Here is a 14,449-nt window from a genome sequence, read left to right on the forward strand (position 1 = left end):
TCTATAAAGTCTTCGAAACGCTCTGCAGGCTGTGCCTCAGGGCGAGGTTGAATTCGGGGGTCGAGGCGACAATCAGCTATCCGCAATCCCTCTGTTTGCAGGGATGCTTTTCCTGAGCGCGCCACTCCTTGACGAGTTGGCGGCGGTTTCCCGGATAATGATCGTCCAGGAAACTGACGGTCATGACGTGGTCAGCTTGGAAGATACGAAAGTCGCCCTGCAGTTCGCACCAACCCGCGATAAATCGCTGTGAATCAATAAACCCCAGCATGATTGGCCATATGGTCCTTTCGAACACGGCCCCGCTTCGATCTTTGTGCGTGATGCTTATCTTTCGCTGCTCGCGCATCGCTCGCCTGACCTGCGCCAGATCAACAACCGATGAACCTTTTTCAGAACGACCAACAAAGAACGTGTGGTCGTCCAAGCTCCGTCGCAGGTCGGGCGGAAGCACACCGCCGATTTTTGCGAGCGCGTTTTGAACAGCGTGCGCCAAAGCATCGTCCGTGTGCCGACTGACCCACTGCGCGCCAGCGACAAGCGCCTGGATCTCTTCTTCCGTGAAAGACAGAGGCGGCAAAAGGAAGCCCGGCTGCAGTATGTAGCCGACCCCGGGCTCTCCATCGATATCGGCGCCCATGGCCTGTAGCGTCACGATGTCACGACGGATGGTCCGCAGCGAAACGCCGAGCTCACGCGCAAGCGTCAAGCCGGGCACCGTTCCGCGGTGACGACGAAGAACTTGCATCAGGTCAAATAGTCGATGGCTTCGTGACACGCTCACTCCATCACGACGAGGGCTTTTCCGGCGAGCTTCCGTCCGGACTCAAGAGCCGTGATGAGTGGAATCGCTTCGCTGAGAGGCACGATCTCGGCGATCGGAAGGCGAAGATTTTCGTCCTTGGCGGCACGAGCGAGCCTATCGAGGATCTCGGCCCTCGGCGTGCACACCACAACCTTCAGTCTTCGGTTGAACATCGATCGAATGAATTTCCCCGGCGTGGGATTGAGGTCGACGAACCGGCCATTCTGACGCAACAGCCCAAGCCCTACTGCGTCCGTCATCGTCGCCGCCGTGTCGTAGACCACATCGTAACGCTCGCGAACCGTCGACAAATCAGTTGTACGATAGTCAAACACGGTTTGAACGCCGAGGGCCCGCGCCCGTTCCGTCGCCACCGCGCTGCAACTGCCCGAGACCTTTGCGCCCAGAATCTGCGCGATCTGCACAGCCGCTTCGCCCACCGCACCGGTACAGCCATTGATGAAGACGTGCTCGCCGGCAGTCAGCTTCGCCTTATCGACCAGCCCGTTCCAAGCAGTGGCTCCAGGGGTTCCGAGGCAGGCCGCCTGCTCAAACGAAACGGTGTCGGGCTTCTTGGCCAAGAAGCTGTCCTTGGTGACGACAGCCTCTCCCAGGGCGCCGCTCTCCTTGAACCGGGCAAGACCGAACACGGCATCGCCGATCTTGAAACGCGTCACCCCTTCACCGACCGAAATGACCGTCCCGGAAATATCCATCCCCATTGCGCGAGGAAAAGCCCTTCCTGTAACGATCTTCATCCGTCCCGCCCGCAGCTTCCAATCGATGGGATTGATCGCTGCGAACTTGATCTTGACCGCCACCTGTCCTTTACCCGGCGAAGCCAGTTCGAACTCCTCGATCCGCATTAGATCGGGGCCGCCGTACTGGTGATATTGAATGCGTTTCATAGTGGGCCATTCTTCCTGTTTTGCTGAAGGCACGACTGTGACGGTGGCAAGCCGCCGCGAGCCCGGGCAGTGCCAGCGGCCCGACGACCAGGCGGCCTCCCCTGCCCGCGTTTGACGGGAATGCTTGGAGATCGCATAGACATCCGCGGAGGCAATCCGGCGTCGCCGCGAAGTCTGATGACCATGGCTTTCCTGAATTCCGTCACGTCGATGCAGGTTAGACCACCATGGTGCCAGATTCTGGCACCATCGTTTTTGTGACATCGTCCGCTTACAGATCCAGCCGCCGAGCAGGATCTTCGCGAGGGTCGCCGCGACCGGTCGCGGCAATCCACCATCAGGAGCGGCTGTTCATGCGCTCGAACAGGGCTTCGCCCATCCGGCGCGTGTCGGCGGAGATGCCGATCAGGATCTCATCCTTATCCGTTTCAAGCTGCGCCAGCGCATCGGCAGCGAACTCTTCCGAGGAGACCATCATGCGGCTTGCGGTGCCTTCGCTGCGCGTACCACCGCCGAGAGCGGTATCGACGATCGGTGGCGCGACCTCGATCACCCGAATTGCGGTGGATTTCAACTGATGGCGCAGGCTGAGCGTAAAGGAGTGGATCGCGGCCTTTGTGGCACAATAGACCGGCACATCGGCCATCGGCGAAAAAGCGAGGCCCGAGCTGACGTTGATGATGAACGCATGTTCTTGCTGCCTCAAGGTAGCGAGCAACTCGGCAATCAGATGGATCGGCGCCGTCAGATTGATCGCCACTTCCTGATCGAGAGTGTCGATCGCCGGATCGGTATTGAAATCGCGCCGATGCTGAACGCCGGCGTTGTTGACGATGATATTGAGTGCCGGATGTTCCACCTTCAGCCATTCGACCATTGAATGGCGGCTCTCGCCGTCGGCAACGTCGCAAATGCGGGTGATCAGCGCAGGCACTTTCTCTTGTGCCTTCCGCAGCGCGGCTTCGCTTCTGCCGCAAATGATGACGTGATTGCCCTTTTCGCAAAGGCGCCGCGCGAGCGCGAAACCGATGCCGGTTGCGCCGCCAGTGATGAGAATTGTGTTTCCTGTGAGCTTCAAGGTCGTCCATCCTTCCAACAGTTGAGAAGGTGCGCCGACGATGACGTGGTTATCAGCGGACACACCTTTGCGACCGGCAAGCCGGTCTCGGGTGTCGCGGATACCCTTGGAGGGAGAATTGCCGTCCCTTGAGACGGCGACCGGGCTACCATCCGGTCAGCACTCTTTCGACGGGCCGTTCGTACCAGAATGCCGATCGAACCGCAATCCGGTCGCCATGTTCCCTCGCACCGGGTTACGTCGCCTGTTGACGTGAGCGATGACCGATGTGCGTTTCAGCCACCTTTCCAGCACAGCACCGTAAGAGCAAAAGGTCTGCATCGCAGGCCGAACCTCCGCCGGCGACCGGCCTGCATTGATGATTCACGCTCATAAGTTCATGCGATTTGCGGCGCCTAATCATGGTTGGGCACGCGCTCTATATTCAGAGCATGAGATCGGGAAGCGGCACCACGACTGTAGCCAAACTGAGCGGAGAGCGACGATGAACTGGTCGGATGACGAGCTCAGCAAAATCGATCAGGCCGACGATCTGAAAATCGCACCGTTTCGCGAAGATGGCGCCACCTATGGCACCCCGACCTGGATCTGGGAGGTTGTCGTCGATGGCTCGCTCTACGTGCGCGGCTACCATGGTCAGAAGTCCCGCTGGTATCAGGCGACGGTCCAGCAGAAGGCTGGACGGATCATTGCCGCCGGCATGACGCGCACCGTCGCCTTCGAGCCTGTCGACGGCCCGATCAACGATCGCATCGACGACGCCTACCGCGCCAAATACGGCAAGAGCCAGTATCTCGCGCCGATGGTCAGCGCCCGAGCACGCGCGGCAACCGTCCGGATCACGCCGCGTGAGGAAACTGCCTGACGGCGCTCGGATCCGGATGGCGTCGTCGGTAGCCATCCAAACCAACTCGAGCAAAGGAGACGCAAGATGATCAAGCGCACACTCGGCCAGGGCCTGGAGGTCTCCGCTTTGTCGCTGGGCGCCATGGGCTATGGCAAGGCCCGCGAACTTCCCGACCGGGCCGAGATGATCGACCTGCTTCGCACCGCCGTCGAACGCGGCATGGATTTCTTCGACACCGCTGAAGTCTACGGCCCCTGGACGAACGAGGAGATGGTGGGCGAGGCGCTTGCCCCGGTTCGCGACAAGGTCAAGATCGCCACGAAATTCGGCTGGGACATCGATCAGGAGACGGGCAAGCACCGCGGTGGCGTCAATAGCAAGCCGGCGCAGATCCGCCGCGCCATCGAGGGCAGCCTAAAGCGTCTGCGCACCGATCACATCGACCTCTACTATCAGCATCGGGTCGATCCAGACGTGCCGATGGAAGATGTGGCCGGGACGGTCAGGGAGCTGATCGCCGAGGGCAAGGTGCGGTGGTTCGGCCTGTCCGAGGCCGGTGCCCGATCGATACGCCGTGCGCATGCGGTACAGCCGGTGGCCGCGCTGCAAAGCGAATATTCCTTGTGGACCCGCGAGCCGGAGGCCGAAATCATTCCGACGATCGAGGAACTCGGCATCGGGCTCGTGCCTTTCAGCCCTCTCGGCAAGGGATTTCTGACCGGCAAGATCGACCTCAACACCAGGTTCGACAGTTCCGATATCCGAGCGGGCATCCCCCGCTTCTCTGAGGAAGCCCGTCTCGCCAACCAGAAACTGGTCGATCTGATCGGCAAGATCGGTGAGAGGCATGGCGCGACGCCTGCGCAGGTCGCGCTAGCCTGGCTGTTGGCGCAGAAGCCGTGGATTGTCCCGCTATTCGGCACACGCAAGCTCGAACGGTTCGAGGAGAATATCGGCGCGCTGAACGTCACCTTGGACAAGGCCGATCTCGACGAGATCGAGCAGGCCAATATCGTCATTCATGGCGCTCGGTATCCCGAAGCCATGATGCGCCGATCCGGGCTCTAGTCCCGTCATTGCCGTGAGCGAGACGCAATCAAGGCTCCGCTTTAATTTGCGGGAGCACGATTTGCGGACGGTCAGCCGAAATCATAAATGGAGATGGAAACGATGAAGAAGATACTTGCAACGGCATTGCCTCTCGCCCTCATGGGTGTGGAACCCGCATCCGCCGAAGGCGTCGCCGTCTCGCCGAACGGCTCCCGCGCCCACGCCATTGGACCTGCCCAGAATTTCACCGGCCATGTCTTGGTCGAGCCGCTGTTTGCCGTCCATCAGAACAAGCGCTCCATTGGTGGTCACGTGACTTTCTCGCCGGGCGCCCGGTCGGCCTGGCATGTCCATTCCACCGGGCAAGTTCTGATCGTCACGGACGGGGTTGGCTGGATCCAAGAAGATGGTGGCGCCAAGCGCGAAATCAGGGCTGGTGACGTCGTGTGGACGGCGGCAGGTGTCAAACACTGGCACGGCGCCACGGCCACGACCAGTATGCGTCACATCTCCATCACCTTCCCGGATGACCCAGCAGTTCCCGGCGGCTGGATGGAGCATGTCATCGACGAGCAGTACCTTAACTGATTGGCCAAGCGTCGACGCCGGGTCGGCAAGCATTCAGTCGCCAGGAGATATCGATGAAGAGAATTATAGCTGCCACGGCGATCTCGCTCACGATGGGTGAGCCTGTCTTCGCTCAGGAAGGAGCGGGAGGCGGAGCTATGCCAGGAAGCGCATCGTCATTGTCGGTCAGCGACATCCAGTCCGTATCACCGGCTCTTGGCCGATACGCGGAAGAGGACGTGCTCGGAAATCTGTGGCAGCGGCCGCAACTGTCACGCCGCGATCGCAGCATCGTCACTCTGGCCGTGCTGATCGCCCGAAACCAGGCAATCGATCTGAAGCAATACGTCGACGTCGCTCTCGATAACGGGGTGAGCCCGACGGAGGTCTCCGAGATCATCACGCATCTGGCTTTCTACTCGGGCTGGTCGAACGCGATGTCGGCAGTCGCCGCGACCAAGGACGTCTTCAAAGACCGGGGCATCACGGCCGACCAGCTGCCTGCGGCCTCTCCGCAACTGCTGCCGCTCAACGAAGAGGTCGAGCGCCAACGCGCCACCGGCGTCGAGAGGAACGTCGGTCCAATCTCTCCGGGGCTGGTGCAGTTTACGACCGACCCGCTGTTCCTCGACCTCTGGCAGCGGCCGGGCCTTGCACCGCGAGACCGCAGCCTTGTGACGGTTAGTTCGCTGATCGCATCGGGCCAGAGCGCTCAGATCACCTATCACCTCAACCGCGCCATGGATAACGGCCTGACCGCCGACGAAGCCGGCGAGATCGTTGCCCATACGGCCTTCTACGCCGGCTGGCCGAACGCCTTCTCTGCATCGCCGGTTGTCGGAGAGGTGCTGCGTAGCCGGGCGAAGTGAAGCTCCAGCTTGCAGCAAAAGCACGCCGGTCCGGCGCAAAGGGGTCCGGCGTGCTTGCTGCTCCAGAGTTGATTGCTACCATTTCATAGGCAGGCGTTTATGATGGGCGTCTATGAGGAGGAATCATCATTGGAGCGCCAGAATATCAACGACCTGATGGTGTTCCTGGTGGTTGCGAGGGAGCGCAGTTTCACCAAAGCCGCAGCCAAGTTCGGCGTTTCGCAGTCGGCGCTGAGCCATACGCTCCGTCAGCTCGAGCAGCGGCTGGGCGTGCGGCTGCTGACAAGGACGACGCGCAGTGTCTCTCCGACCGAGGCGGGCGAAAGGATGCTGCAGAGCATCGGTCCGCTTTTCGACGAGATCGGATCTGCGCTCGATGGGCTCAACATTCTTCGGGACCAGCCGGCTGGAACCGTCCGGCTGACCGCCGGCGACTACCAGATCCAGTGCTACATATGGCCGAAGCTTCGAACCTTTCTCCAACAATATCCCGACATCAGGCTCGAACTGGACGTGAACTACGGTCTGCAGGACATCGTCAGCGAAGGCTACGACGCGGGCGTGCGCTTCGGCGAACAGATCGCCAAGGACATGATCTCGGTGAGGATCGGGCCGGATGTTCGCTTCGCGGTCGTCGCCGCAGAATCCTATTTTGCCTCACGCGATATTCCAAGACATCCGAAGGACCTCATGCAGCACAGGTGCATCAATCTGCGCCTGCCCACCTATGGCGGTCTTTATGCCTGGGAGTTCGAAGAGAACGGCCGCGAGATCAAGGTTCGGGTGGACGGACAGCTCGTCTTCAACACGATCTACAACGTTCTTGAGGCGGCTCTCGACGGCTTCGGCTTTGCCTATGTCCCTGAGGATATCGCCAAGCTCCATCTCGGAACTGGTCGCCTCCACCGGTTTCTGGAAGATTTTTCGCCCTATTGGGAAGGCTTCCATCTCTACTACCCAAGCCGACGGCAGTCTTCGGCCGCTTTTTCCCTTCTCGTGAACGCGTTGCGTTATTCAACGTGAGCGGCTGCGACGACACCGTGGAGAGCCACTTTAGGCGCCGTTGCGCGGCTCCTGCGGGAAATGAAGCGCAAACGGCGGCCATCTCGTCTCTGACGGCCAGCGGCATGTTCAGCACTGCCCACTTGCGGCAGGCGATCGATGCCGTCGGCGTGGACCGGATCCTGTTCTAGACGGACTACCCATACCAATATCGCCCCGGAGGCGCGGCGATTTGTCGAAGATCTGGGCTAGGCGCCGTTGACAAGGCAAAGTTCGCGCATGCGAACTGGGAGCGCCTCACCGCAGGCCGCTTGCTCGGCTGATCTCGGCAGAAAGCTCCCGTTCGTGAGGCAGACTCATAAGGTCTTGCAATTTGCCGCCGGTAATCCTTTCCGATGCGTGACCCATTTACTCACGTGAGCGATCCGCTGCCTCGCCGCTGAGCACGAGTCCCAGCATCGACTATACCGGCTGACCGACTACTGAAGGCGCGGAGCCGCGAGTCAAGAACCCGTTCAAGCTGTTATTGGTGGAGCGGACGCTCAGCGACGTGATAGCGCAAGCGAGGGCTGATCCATGAAGTTCGACACACCTGCAGGACCGAACCCGATTGACCGAATGACCGTTGTCGGCCAGCCTCACAACCGCTTCGAGGCAGAGCTCAAGACGACTGGGACGGCGACTTACGCCTACGAATATCACAACGTCGCACCAAACGCCGCCTACGGCTATATCCTTGGCGCGGCAATTGCCAAGGGCCGGATCTCATCGATCGACTCCCGGCGCGCCGAGGCCGCGCCCGGCGTGCTGGCCGTCATTACTCACCGCAATGCCGGTCCGCTTGGTGTCGGAAAATTTTATGTCCAGCGCATGTTGGCTGCCCCTGATGTCGATCACTACCATCAGCCTGTTGCAGTGGTGGTGGCCAAGACCTTCGAACAGGCACGCGCGGCTTCCTCGCTGATCCGCGTTGACTATACGCGCAGCCCGGGCCGATTCGATCTCGCCGAGCAACTGGACAGTGCCCCGGTTGCACCGCAGATGGAGTTTGGTGGACCGACCGAGACGCAGGTCGGAGACTTTGACCAGGCTTTCGCAGCAGCGGAGGTGAAAGTTGACGAGACCTATACTGTTCCCGACCAGGCACATGCAATGATGGAGCCGCATGCGACGATCGCGGCCTGGGATGGCGATCGGGTGACGTGCTGGACCTCAATTCAGCAGATGAATTGGGGAACCCGCGATCTCGGACTCATTCTCGGCATTCCGCGCGAAAACGTTCGGCTGATCTCACCCTTCATCGGCGGCGGCTTCGGCGGCAAGGGCACGGTGCAGTCAGATCTGGTGCTGGCGGCCGTTGCCGCGCGAATGGTGCGGCGACCGGTGAAGATCACGCTTCAACGTCCGATAATGTTCAACAATACGATCCATCGGCCGAAGACGATCCAACGAATCCGGCTCGGCGCCTCGCGCGACGGCAGGCTGACGGCGGTCGGTCATGAGAGCTGGTCGGGCAATCTCGCCGGCGGCCGCACCGAGCCGACCACCCTTTCGACACGGTCGCTCTACGCCGGGGCGAACCGGATGACAGCTGTCCGGCTGGCGACGCTCGACCTGGCCGAGGGCAATGCCATGCGTGCGCCGGGAGAGGCGCCCGGTTTGATGGCGCTCGAGATCGCCATGGACGAGATGGCCGAGAAGCTGGGCATGGATCCGGTTGAGTTCCGCATCCTGAACGATACCCAGGTCGACCCGGAAAATGCCGATCGGCCCTTTTCCTCGCGTCCCTTCGTCGAATGCCTGCGCACGGGCGCCGAACGCTTCGGATGGAGCATGCGGAAAACAGAGACAGGTCAAGTCCGCGATGGTGACTGGTTGATCGGAATGGGCATGGCGGGTGCGATCCGCGGGGCACCGATTTCAAAGGCCGGAGCGCGGGTCCGTCTCGATCGCCAGGGCATGCTGACGGTCGAGACCGACATGACGGACCTTGGCACCGGCAGCTATACGATCGTGCAGCAGACGGCGGCCGAGATGATGGGTCTGCCGATCGAGCACGTGGTGGCAAAGCTCGGGGATTCGAGTTTTCCGGAAACGCCGGGATCTGGAGGACAGCAGGGCGCGCCTTCCGTCACCGCAGGCGTCTATGCTGCCTGCACGAAGCTGCGGGCGGTGGTCGCCCAGCGCCTGGGCTTCAACGCCGCCGAGGCAGAGTTCGTCGACGGTGAGGTTCGTTCCGGAAATCGAAGCGCGCTGCTCGCTAACGCTGCCGCCGACGGCGATCTCGTCGCCGAGGACGTCATGGAATTCGGCGATCTGGCGAGGCGCTTGGCGATCCAGACCTTCGGGGCGCATTTTTCCGAGGTCGGCGTCGACGTCTATACCGGCGAAATCCGCGTTCGCCGCATGCTCGCCGTGTGCGCCGCCGGTCGCATCCTCAACCCCAAGACCGCCCGCAGCCAGGTGATCGGCGGGATGACAATGGGGATCGGGGCGGCCCTGATGGAAGAGATGGTCGTCGATAAGAGATCTGGCTTCTTTGTCAATCATGATCTCGCCGGCTACGAGGTTCCGGTCCACGCCGACATCCCTCATCTCGAGGCTATGCTCCTCTACGAAGTAGATCCAGCCATATCGCCGGTGAAAGCGAAAGGCGTCGGGGAACTGGGACTGACCGGTGTCGCGCCGGCCGTCGCAAATGCGGTCTACAACGCAACCGGCGTGCGGGTGCGGCAATATCCGATCACACTGGAGAAGTTACTCGACCGAATGCCTCATCGCGAATGATGATCTCAACGCCAGACAAGAGACTTCGCAGAGCGCCATCAAGACAGGCGCCGGCCGTCCTCGCCGAAGAGGTGGAGTATATCGGGATCGAGATGCAGCGGCAGGCTGTCGCCGGATTTCATGCGCTGCTGGCCGGCAAAGACCGCAATCAGCTTCTTTCCGGCCGCCTCGGCGTGCACGACGGTCTCCGAGCCCAGTTCCTCGACAAGCGTGACGCTTGTATCCAGCCTGCTCGCGGAGCCGGCATCGGCAAGGGTGATATGCTGCGGCCGGATACCGATGCTGACCCTTTCGCCCGCCGGGCGTGCCTCCTTAGCAATGACGGAAAGGCGATGGCCGCCGACGGTTTCGACCTCAGCGAAACCGCCGTCGTGACCGACGATCGCACCTTCGAGGAAATTCATGTGCGGCGCGCCGATGAAGCCGGCGACGAAGCGGTTGGCCGGTTTGTTATAGAGTTCCAGCGGGGTTCCCACCTGCTCAATCCTGCCGCTTCTCAAGACGACGATGCGGTCGGCCAGCGTCATCGCCTCGACCTGATCGTGGGTGACGTAGATCATCGTCGCCCCTAGGCGGGCGTGAAGGGCTGCGAGTTCGGCACGCATGGTGACCCTGAGTTCGGCGTCGAGATTGGAGAGCGGCTCATCGAGCAGGAAGGCATCCGGCCGCCGCACGATGGCGCGGCCGATCGCAACGCGCTGGCGCTGGCCGCCGGAGAGCTGGCCCGGGCGGCGCTGCAGGAAAGGTTCGATCTCCAGCATGCGTGCGGCGTCGGTGATGCGCGCTTCGATCTCGGCCTTCGCCACCTTGGTGTTCTCGAGACCGAAGGCGAGGTTTTCCCTGACGCTCATATGCGGATAGAGCGCATAGGACTGGAAGACCATGGCCAGGCCGCGATCGGCGGCGCTGATAGCGGTAACATCCTTGCCGTCGATGGCGATGCTGCCGCCAGTCGGCTTATCGAGGCCGGCGATCAGGCGCAGCAGCGTCGATTTTCCGCAGCCGGATGGGCCGACGAAAGCGACGAACTCGCCGTCGTTGACATGAAGCGAGACATCGCGAATGACCTCGACGGCGCCGAAATTCTTGACGATGTTCCTGAGCTCAAGCCCGCTCATGCACTCTCCTGTTTCTTATTTTAAGGTTGGCCTATTTGAGCCCCGAGCCGGCAATGCCCGTGGTGATGAAGCGCTGCAGGAAGACGAAGATCAGCACGACCGGGATCATCGAAACGACGGTCATGGCGAGGATGTAGTGCCATTGCACATTCAACTCGCCGGCATAGACGTTCAGGCCGACCTGCAGCGTATAGAGTTCCTTGCGCGAGAGTACGATCAGCGGCCAGAGGAAGTCGTTCCAACGCCAGACGACCGAGAAGATCGCCAGCACTGCGAGCGCCGGCGCCGACAGCGGCAGGATGATCCTCCAGTAGATCTGCCATTCGCTGGCCTTGTCCATACGCGCGGCGTCGAGCAATTCGTCGGGGATCGTCAGCATGTACTGCCTGAGCAGGAAGACGCCCGTCGGAGTGGCGACCGTCGGCAGGATGACACCCCAGAGGCTGTCGAAGAGGTTCAGCGTGCCGATGACGGAATAGAGCGGCACGACGATGACCGAGAGCGGCACCATCAGCGTCGCCAGGATCATCAACATGACGGCGGTGCGGCCGGGGAACTGGTATTTCGACAGCGCGAAGGCGGCCATGGAATTGACGAGCAGCGTAATCGCCGTCGCCACGACGGTGACGAAGACGGAGTTGCGCAGAAACAGGAAGAAATCGAAGCGCTGGAACGGTTCGGTGTAATTGCCGCCGGCGAATTCGACCTGGCGCACCGGTGTGCGGTCCTTGATATTCGCCTTGACGATTTCGCCCGGCTGTTTCGGATCGACCATCTGGCCGATGATGCCGATGCGGCGGACTTCGGCGAGCACGCGGGTGCTGCCATCCGGCATTGCGACATTATAGAGCGGCAACGGCTTGTCGTATCCCGGCACCACTGCCTGCTCGGTGACATAGGGCAGGAAGGACGGCGGGAATTCGGCAAGGGCCGCCGGCGTCTTGAAGGAAGAGAAGACCAGCCAGACGGCGGGGCCGAACATCAGGAAGACGCCCGAGATCAGCCAGATCCAGGTGACGACATCCGTCCAATGCCAGCCGCGACCGCGCCGGCGGAGCAGAAAGGCAGAAACGGCGCTCATTGGCGTGCTCCCTTCTTCTCGTTGCGGCTACTGACGCCGAGCTGGACCAGCGTCAGGATGACGAGCACGATGCCCATCAGGATCGAGGCGGCCGACGCCAGTCCCGGATTGCGCAGCGAACTCGCAAAGCCGGTCTCGTAGATATATTGGGTGATGTACATGGTGCTGGTGCCCGGTCCGCCGCCGGTGAGCACGAAGACCTCGTCGAAAATCTGCACGGCGCGGATCAGCGCCAAGACCAACACGACGATGAGGTTCGGCATCAGAAGCGGCAGGGTAATGCGCCGGAAGATGCGGGTCGGGCGGGCGCTGTCCATCGCCGCCGCCTCGTAGAGATCGCGCGGGATCGCCTGCAGGCCGGCGAGCAGGATCAGCGCATAAAAGCCCATATGCGCCCAGACCGAGACGAAGACGGCAAAGAAGAAGGCCCAGAAACGATCGCTGAGCCAGGAGAAGGGTTCGAAGCCGAAGGGGCTCAGCGCATAATTCAACAGGCCCTCCCGCTGCAGGATCCATTTCCAGATCAGGCCGACGACGACGGGCGACAGCAGCACCGGGAAGAAGAACACGGCGCGCCAGAAGCCGCGATTGGAAAGCTCGCGGTTGAGGATCAAAGCCGTTGCGAGCGCTGCGATCAGCATCACTGTGACCTGAAAGACGACGAAGACGGCGGTGTTGCGTACCGCCGCCCAGAAGGTGTCGGCGGCACAGGTCGAGGGATCGAGATAGCTGCGGCAATCGAAGAGGATGCGGTACTGGTCGGCGCCGACATAGGTCCTGTTCTGCAGGAAGATGGCGCTGCCGCTCGTCGTCGAATAGATGAAGTTGATGACCAGCGGCAGCAGCACGAAGACGGTGAAGATCAGCATGTTGGGCGCCAAAAAGACGCCCGCCATGCCGTTCAGCCCGGTGAGTTTCTGCCAGCCGCGCATGGGAATGTCGACGATCCCCATGGCAAGCCGGACAGGCGCAAGGAGCGCCTGCCGCAGACCGGTTCTCGCCGGTGGTTCAGAAGAAACCGTCTTCGCCGTCATCTGTTCTTCCGTCAGTTGCCGGCGACCTTGGCCTTGATGTCCTCGTCGATGCGGGCATAGGCGTCGTCGAGCTTCATTTCGCCGGCGATCACCTGGCTGATGCGGGCGACGATGGCGCTGTAATAGGCATCCGACCACTTCCAGCCCGGCAGCTTCATGGCGGGTGCCGCCGTCTGACCGGCCGCTTCGACGAAGGCCTTCAGCGCCGCCTGCACATGCGGATTGTCGGTCTTGAAGTCCATCTGGCCGGCGGCGACACCCTTATGCGCCGGAATGAACAGGCTGCGTTCGGCAAATTCCTTCTGCACGTCGGCACCTGCCAGGTAATCCATCACCTTGGCGACGTCCTTCGGGTTCTTGGTATATTTGACGGCGACCAGACCCGCACCGCCCTGCATGCCGGTGCAAGCGGCCGTGCCGCAGGGGCTTCCGGCCATCACCCAGTCGAAATTGTCGCCGATCTTTTGGGCGAAGCCCGAAACCTGCCAGCTGCCCGAATAAAGATAGGCAAGGCCGCCATTGATGAAGTCCTCGGCGGCGGAGCGGTAGGTGGTGCCGGCAGCACTGACCCAGACATCCTTGTTGATCGTGCCGTCCTCGTTCCACTTGACGAAGCGGCTGAGGAATTCCTTGGCGCCCTGATCGATCGGCGCCGGCTTGCCGTCGGCGGCGATATAGTTGGCGCCATAGGAGATATTGGGGCCGGAGACGCGGTGGCCGGAGCGGTCGATCGCCATGGCAAAGACCTTCTGGCTGTCGGCGACCTTCTTGGCCGCCGCCGCCCAGTCGTCCCAGGTGGCCTTCGGGCCGGGAATTTCGACGCCGGCCTGTTCGAACAGCGTCTTGTTGACGAAACCGCCGGTCAGCGTCAGCTGCGTCATGAAGCCGGTGATGGCATTCGAGCCGTCCGGACGCATCCAGTCAGCCTGGGCGCCGAAATTGTCCTCCCAATATTTCGCATCGGTGAGGTAGGGGCGAAGATCGAGCCAGTGCTGGGCCGGCGCCTTCAGATTGGTGAGGCGGGCGATATCCGGTCCCTGCCCGGCTTCGAGTTGCACCGGCAGCTGTTCCTTGACGACGTCGTAGGAGACCTCGTCGAGGATGACATTGACATCGGGATTGGCCTTGGAAAAGCGCGACAGCAGATCCTTGATCACCTCGCCTTCGCCGCCATCGGAATACCACATGATGCGCACGTCGCCGGCATGGGCGGCAACGGAACTCAACAGAATTGCAGCAAAAGCCGCGCCGATCGATTTCATTCTGGTCATTTTCTCCTCCTATTGACCGTGAATTCCTGCGC

13 protein-coding genes are annotated in these 14,449 nt (G+C 61.5%); 6 read left to right on the forward strand and 7 right to left on the reverse strand.

The window, feature by feature from the left end:
* Window positions 1-76 precede the first annotated feature (76 nt).
* The 3 genes from HFO71_RS16935 to HFO71_RS16945 all read right to left on the reverse strand — a co-directional run bounded on the left by HFO71_RS16935 (window position 77) and on the right by HFO71_RS16945 (window position 2,791).
* On the reverse strand, window positions 77-784 hold the full coding sequence (locus HFO71_RS16935; RefSeq protein WP_131642632.1) for a helix-turn-helix transcriptional regulator: 708 nt from the start codon (window positions 782-784) through the stop codon (window positions 77-79).
* Complete coding sequence (locus HFO71_RS16940; protein WP_168258423.1) at window positions 781-1,713, reverse strand: NAD(P)-dependent alcohol dehydrogenase; 933 nt, start codon at window positions 1,711-1,713, stop codon at window positions 781-783. The genes HFO71_RS16935 and HFO71_RS16940 overlap by 4 nt, the downstream gene beginning before the upstream one ends.
* A 337-nt stretch (window positions 1,714-2,050) precedes the next feature.
* Window positions 2,051-2,791, reverse strand: a complete 741-nt coding sequence (locus HFO71_RS16945) for an SDR family oxidoreductase (protein ID WP_131642631.1) — start codon at window positions 2,789-2,791, stop codon at window positions 2,051-2,053.
* 484 nt (window positions 2,792-3,275) lie between these two features.
* Between HFO71_RS16945 and HFO71_RS16950 the strand changes: the two genes are divergently transcribed.
* The 6 genes from HFO71_RS16950 (at window position 3,276) to paoC (ending at window position 9,913) form a co-directional block, all read left to right on the forward strand.
* Entirely contained in the window at window positions 3,276-3,656 is a 381-nt protein-coding gene (locus tag HFO71_RS16950; protein ID WP_168258372.1) for a DUF2255 family protein, read from the forward strand.
* Between the two features lie 66 nt (window positions 3,657-3,722).
* A complete protein-coding gene (locus HFO71_RS16955) occupies window positions 3,723-4,706 on the forward strand; it encodes an aldo/keto reductase (protein ID WP_131642629.1) in 984 nt (327 codons plus the stop codon).
* 102 nt (window positions 4,707-4,808) lie between these two features.
* A complete protein-coding gene (locus HFO71_RS16960; RefSeq protein ID WP_376766913.1) occupies window positions 4,809-5,276 on the forward strand; it encodes a (R)-mandelonitrile lyase in 468 nt (155 codons plus the stop codon).
* Window positions 5,277-5,329: 53 nt separating this feature from the next.
* The gene (locus HFO71_RS16965; RefSeq protein ID WP_131642627.1) at window positions 5,330-6,124 is read left to right on the forward strand and encodes a carboxymuconolactone decarboxylase family protein; all 795 of its coding nucleotides are present in this window, start codon (window positions 5,330-5,332) and stop codon (window positions 6,122-6,124) included.
* Window positions 6,125-6,253: 129 nt separating this feature from the next.
* A complete protein-coding gene (locus HFO71_RS16970) occupies window positions 6,254-7,147 on the forward strand; it encodes a LysR family transcriptional regulator (protein WP_017960398.1) in 894 nt (297 codons plus the stop codon).
* A 555-nt stretch (window positions 7,148-7,702) separates the two neighbouring features.
* Complete coding sequence (gene paoC, locus HFO71_RS16975) at window positions 7,703-9,913, forward strand: aldehyde oxidoreductase molybdenum-binding subunit PaoC (protein ID WP_168258370.1); 2,211 nt, start codon at window positions 7,703-7,705, stop codon at window positions 9,911-9,913.
* A 38-nt stretch (window positions 9,914-9,951) separates the two neighbouring features.
* On the opposite strand, the gene HFO71_RS16980 is transcribed toward paoC, so the two are convergent.
* Genes HFO71_RS16980 through HFO71_RS16995 form a run of 4 tightly spaced genes read right to left on the reverse strand, consistent with a single transcriptional unit; the run spans window position 9,952 to window position 14,417 of the window.
* The gene (locus HFO71_RS16980; protein WP_168258369.1) at window positions 9,952-11,031 is read right to left on the reverse strand and encodes an ABC transporter ATP-binding protein; all 1,080 of its coding nucleotides are present in this window, start codon (window positions 11,029-11,031) and stop codon (window positions 9,952-9,954) included.
* A gap of 31 nt (window positions 11,032-11,062) precedes the next feature.
* Window positions 11,063-12,112 (reverse strand): carbohydrate ABC transporter permease, encoded by a 1,050-nt coding sequence (locus HFO71_RS16985; RefSeq protein WP_003539547.1) that lies wholly within the window; start codon window positions 12,110-12,112, stop codon window positions 11,063-11,065.
* Window positions 12,109-13,146, reverse strand: a complete 1,038-nt coding sequence (locus HFO71_RS16990; protein ID WP_130655509.1) for a carbohydrate ABC transporter permease — start codon at window positions 13,144-13,146, stop codon at window positions 12,109-12,111. Before HFO71_RS16990 ends, HFO71_RS16985 begins: the two co-directional genes overlap by 4 nt.
* 11 nt (window positions 13,147-13,157) lie before the next feature.
* Complete coding sequence (locus HFO71_RS16995) at window positions 13,158-14,417, reverse strand: ABC transporter substrate-binding protein (protein WP_168258368.1); 1,260 nt, start codon at window positions 14,415-14,417, stop codon at window positions 13,158-13,160.
* Between the last annotated feature and the right edge of the window lie 32 nt (window positions 14,418-14,449).

Source organism: Rhizobium laguerreae, assembly GCF_019778565.1.
Classification (GTDB): domain Bacteria; phylum Pseudomonadota; class Alphaproteobacteria; order Rhizobiales; family Rhizobiaceae; genus Rhizobium; species Rhizobium laguerreae.

Bases quoted from the DNA above. Each gene is read 5' to 3' on its own strand.
- paoC (WP_168258370.1), top strand. From the start codon at position 7,703: ATGAAGTTCGACACACCTGCAGGACCGAACCCGATTGACCGAATGACC.
- HFO71_RS16985 (WP_003539547.1), bottom strand. From the start codon at position 12,112: ATGAGCGCCGTTTCTGCCTTTCTGCTCCGCCGGCGCGGTCGCGGCTGG.
- HFO71_RS16990 (WP_130655509.1), bottom strand. From the start codon at position 13,146: ATGACGGCGAAGACGGTTTCTTCTGAACCACCGGCGAGAACCGGTCTG.
- HFO71_RS16955 (WP_131642629.1), top strand. From the start codon at position 3,723: ATGATCAAGCGCACACTCGGCCAGGGCCTGGAGGTCTCCGCTTTGTCG.
- HFO71_RS16960 (WP_376766913.1), top strand. From the start codon at position 4,809: ATGAAGAAGATACTTGCAACGGCATTGCCTCTCGCCCTCATGGGTGTG.
- HFO71_RS16950 (WP_168258372.1), top strand. From the start codon at position 3,276: ATGAACTGGTCGGATGACGAGCTCAGCAAAATCGATCAGGCCGACGAT.
- HFO71_RS16995 (WP_168258368.1), bottom strand. From the start codon at position 14,417: ATGACCAGAATGAAATCGATCGGCGCGGCTTTTGCTGCAATTCTGTTG.
- HFO71_RS16980 (WP_168258369.1), bottom strand. From the start codon at position 11,031: ATGAGCGGGCTTGAGCTCAGGAACATCGTCAAGAATTTCGGCGCCGTC.
- HFO71_RS16940 (WP_168258423.1), bottom strand. From the start codon at position 1,713: ATGAAACGCATTCAATATCACCAGTACGGCGGCCCCGATCTAATGCGG.
- HFO71_RS16965 (WP_131642627.1), top strand. From the start codon at position 5,330: ATGAAGAGAATTATAGCTGCCACGGCGATCTCGCTCACGATGGGTGAG.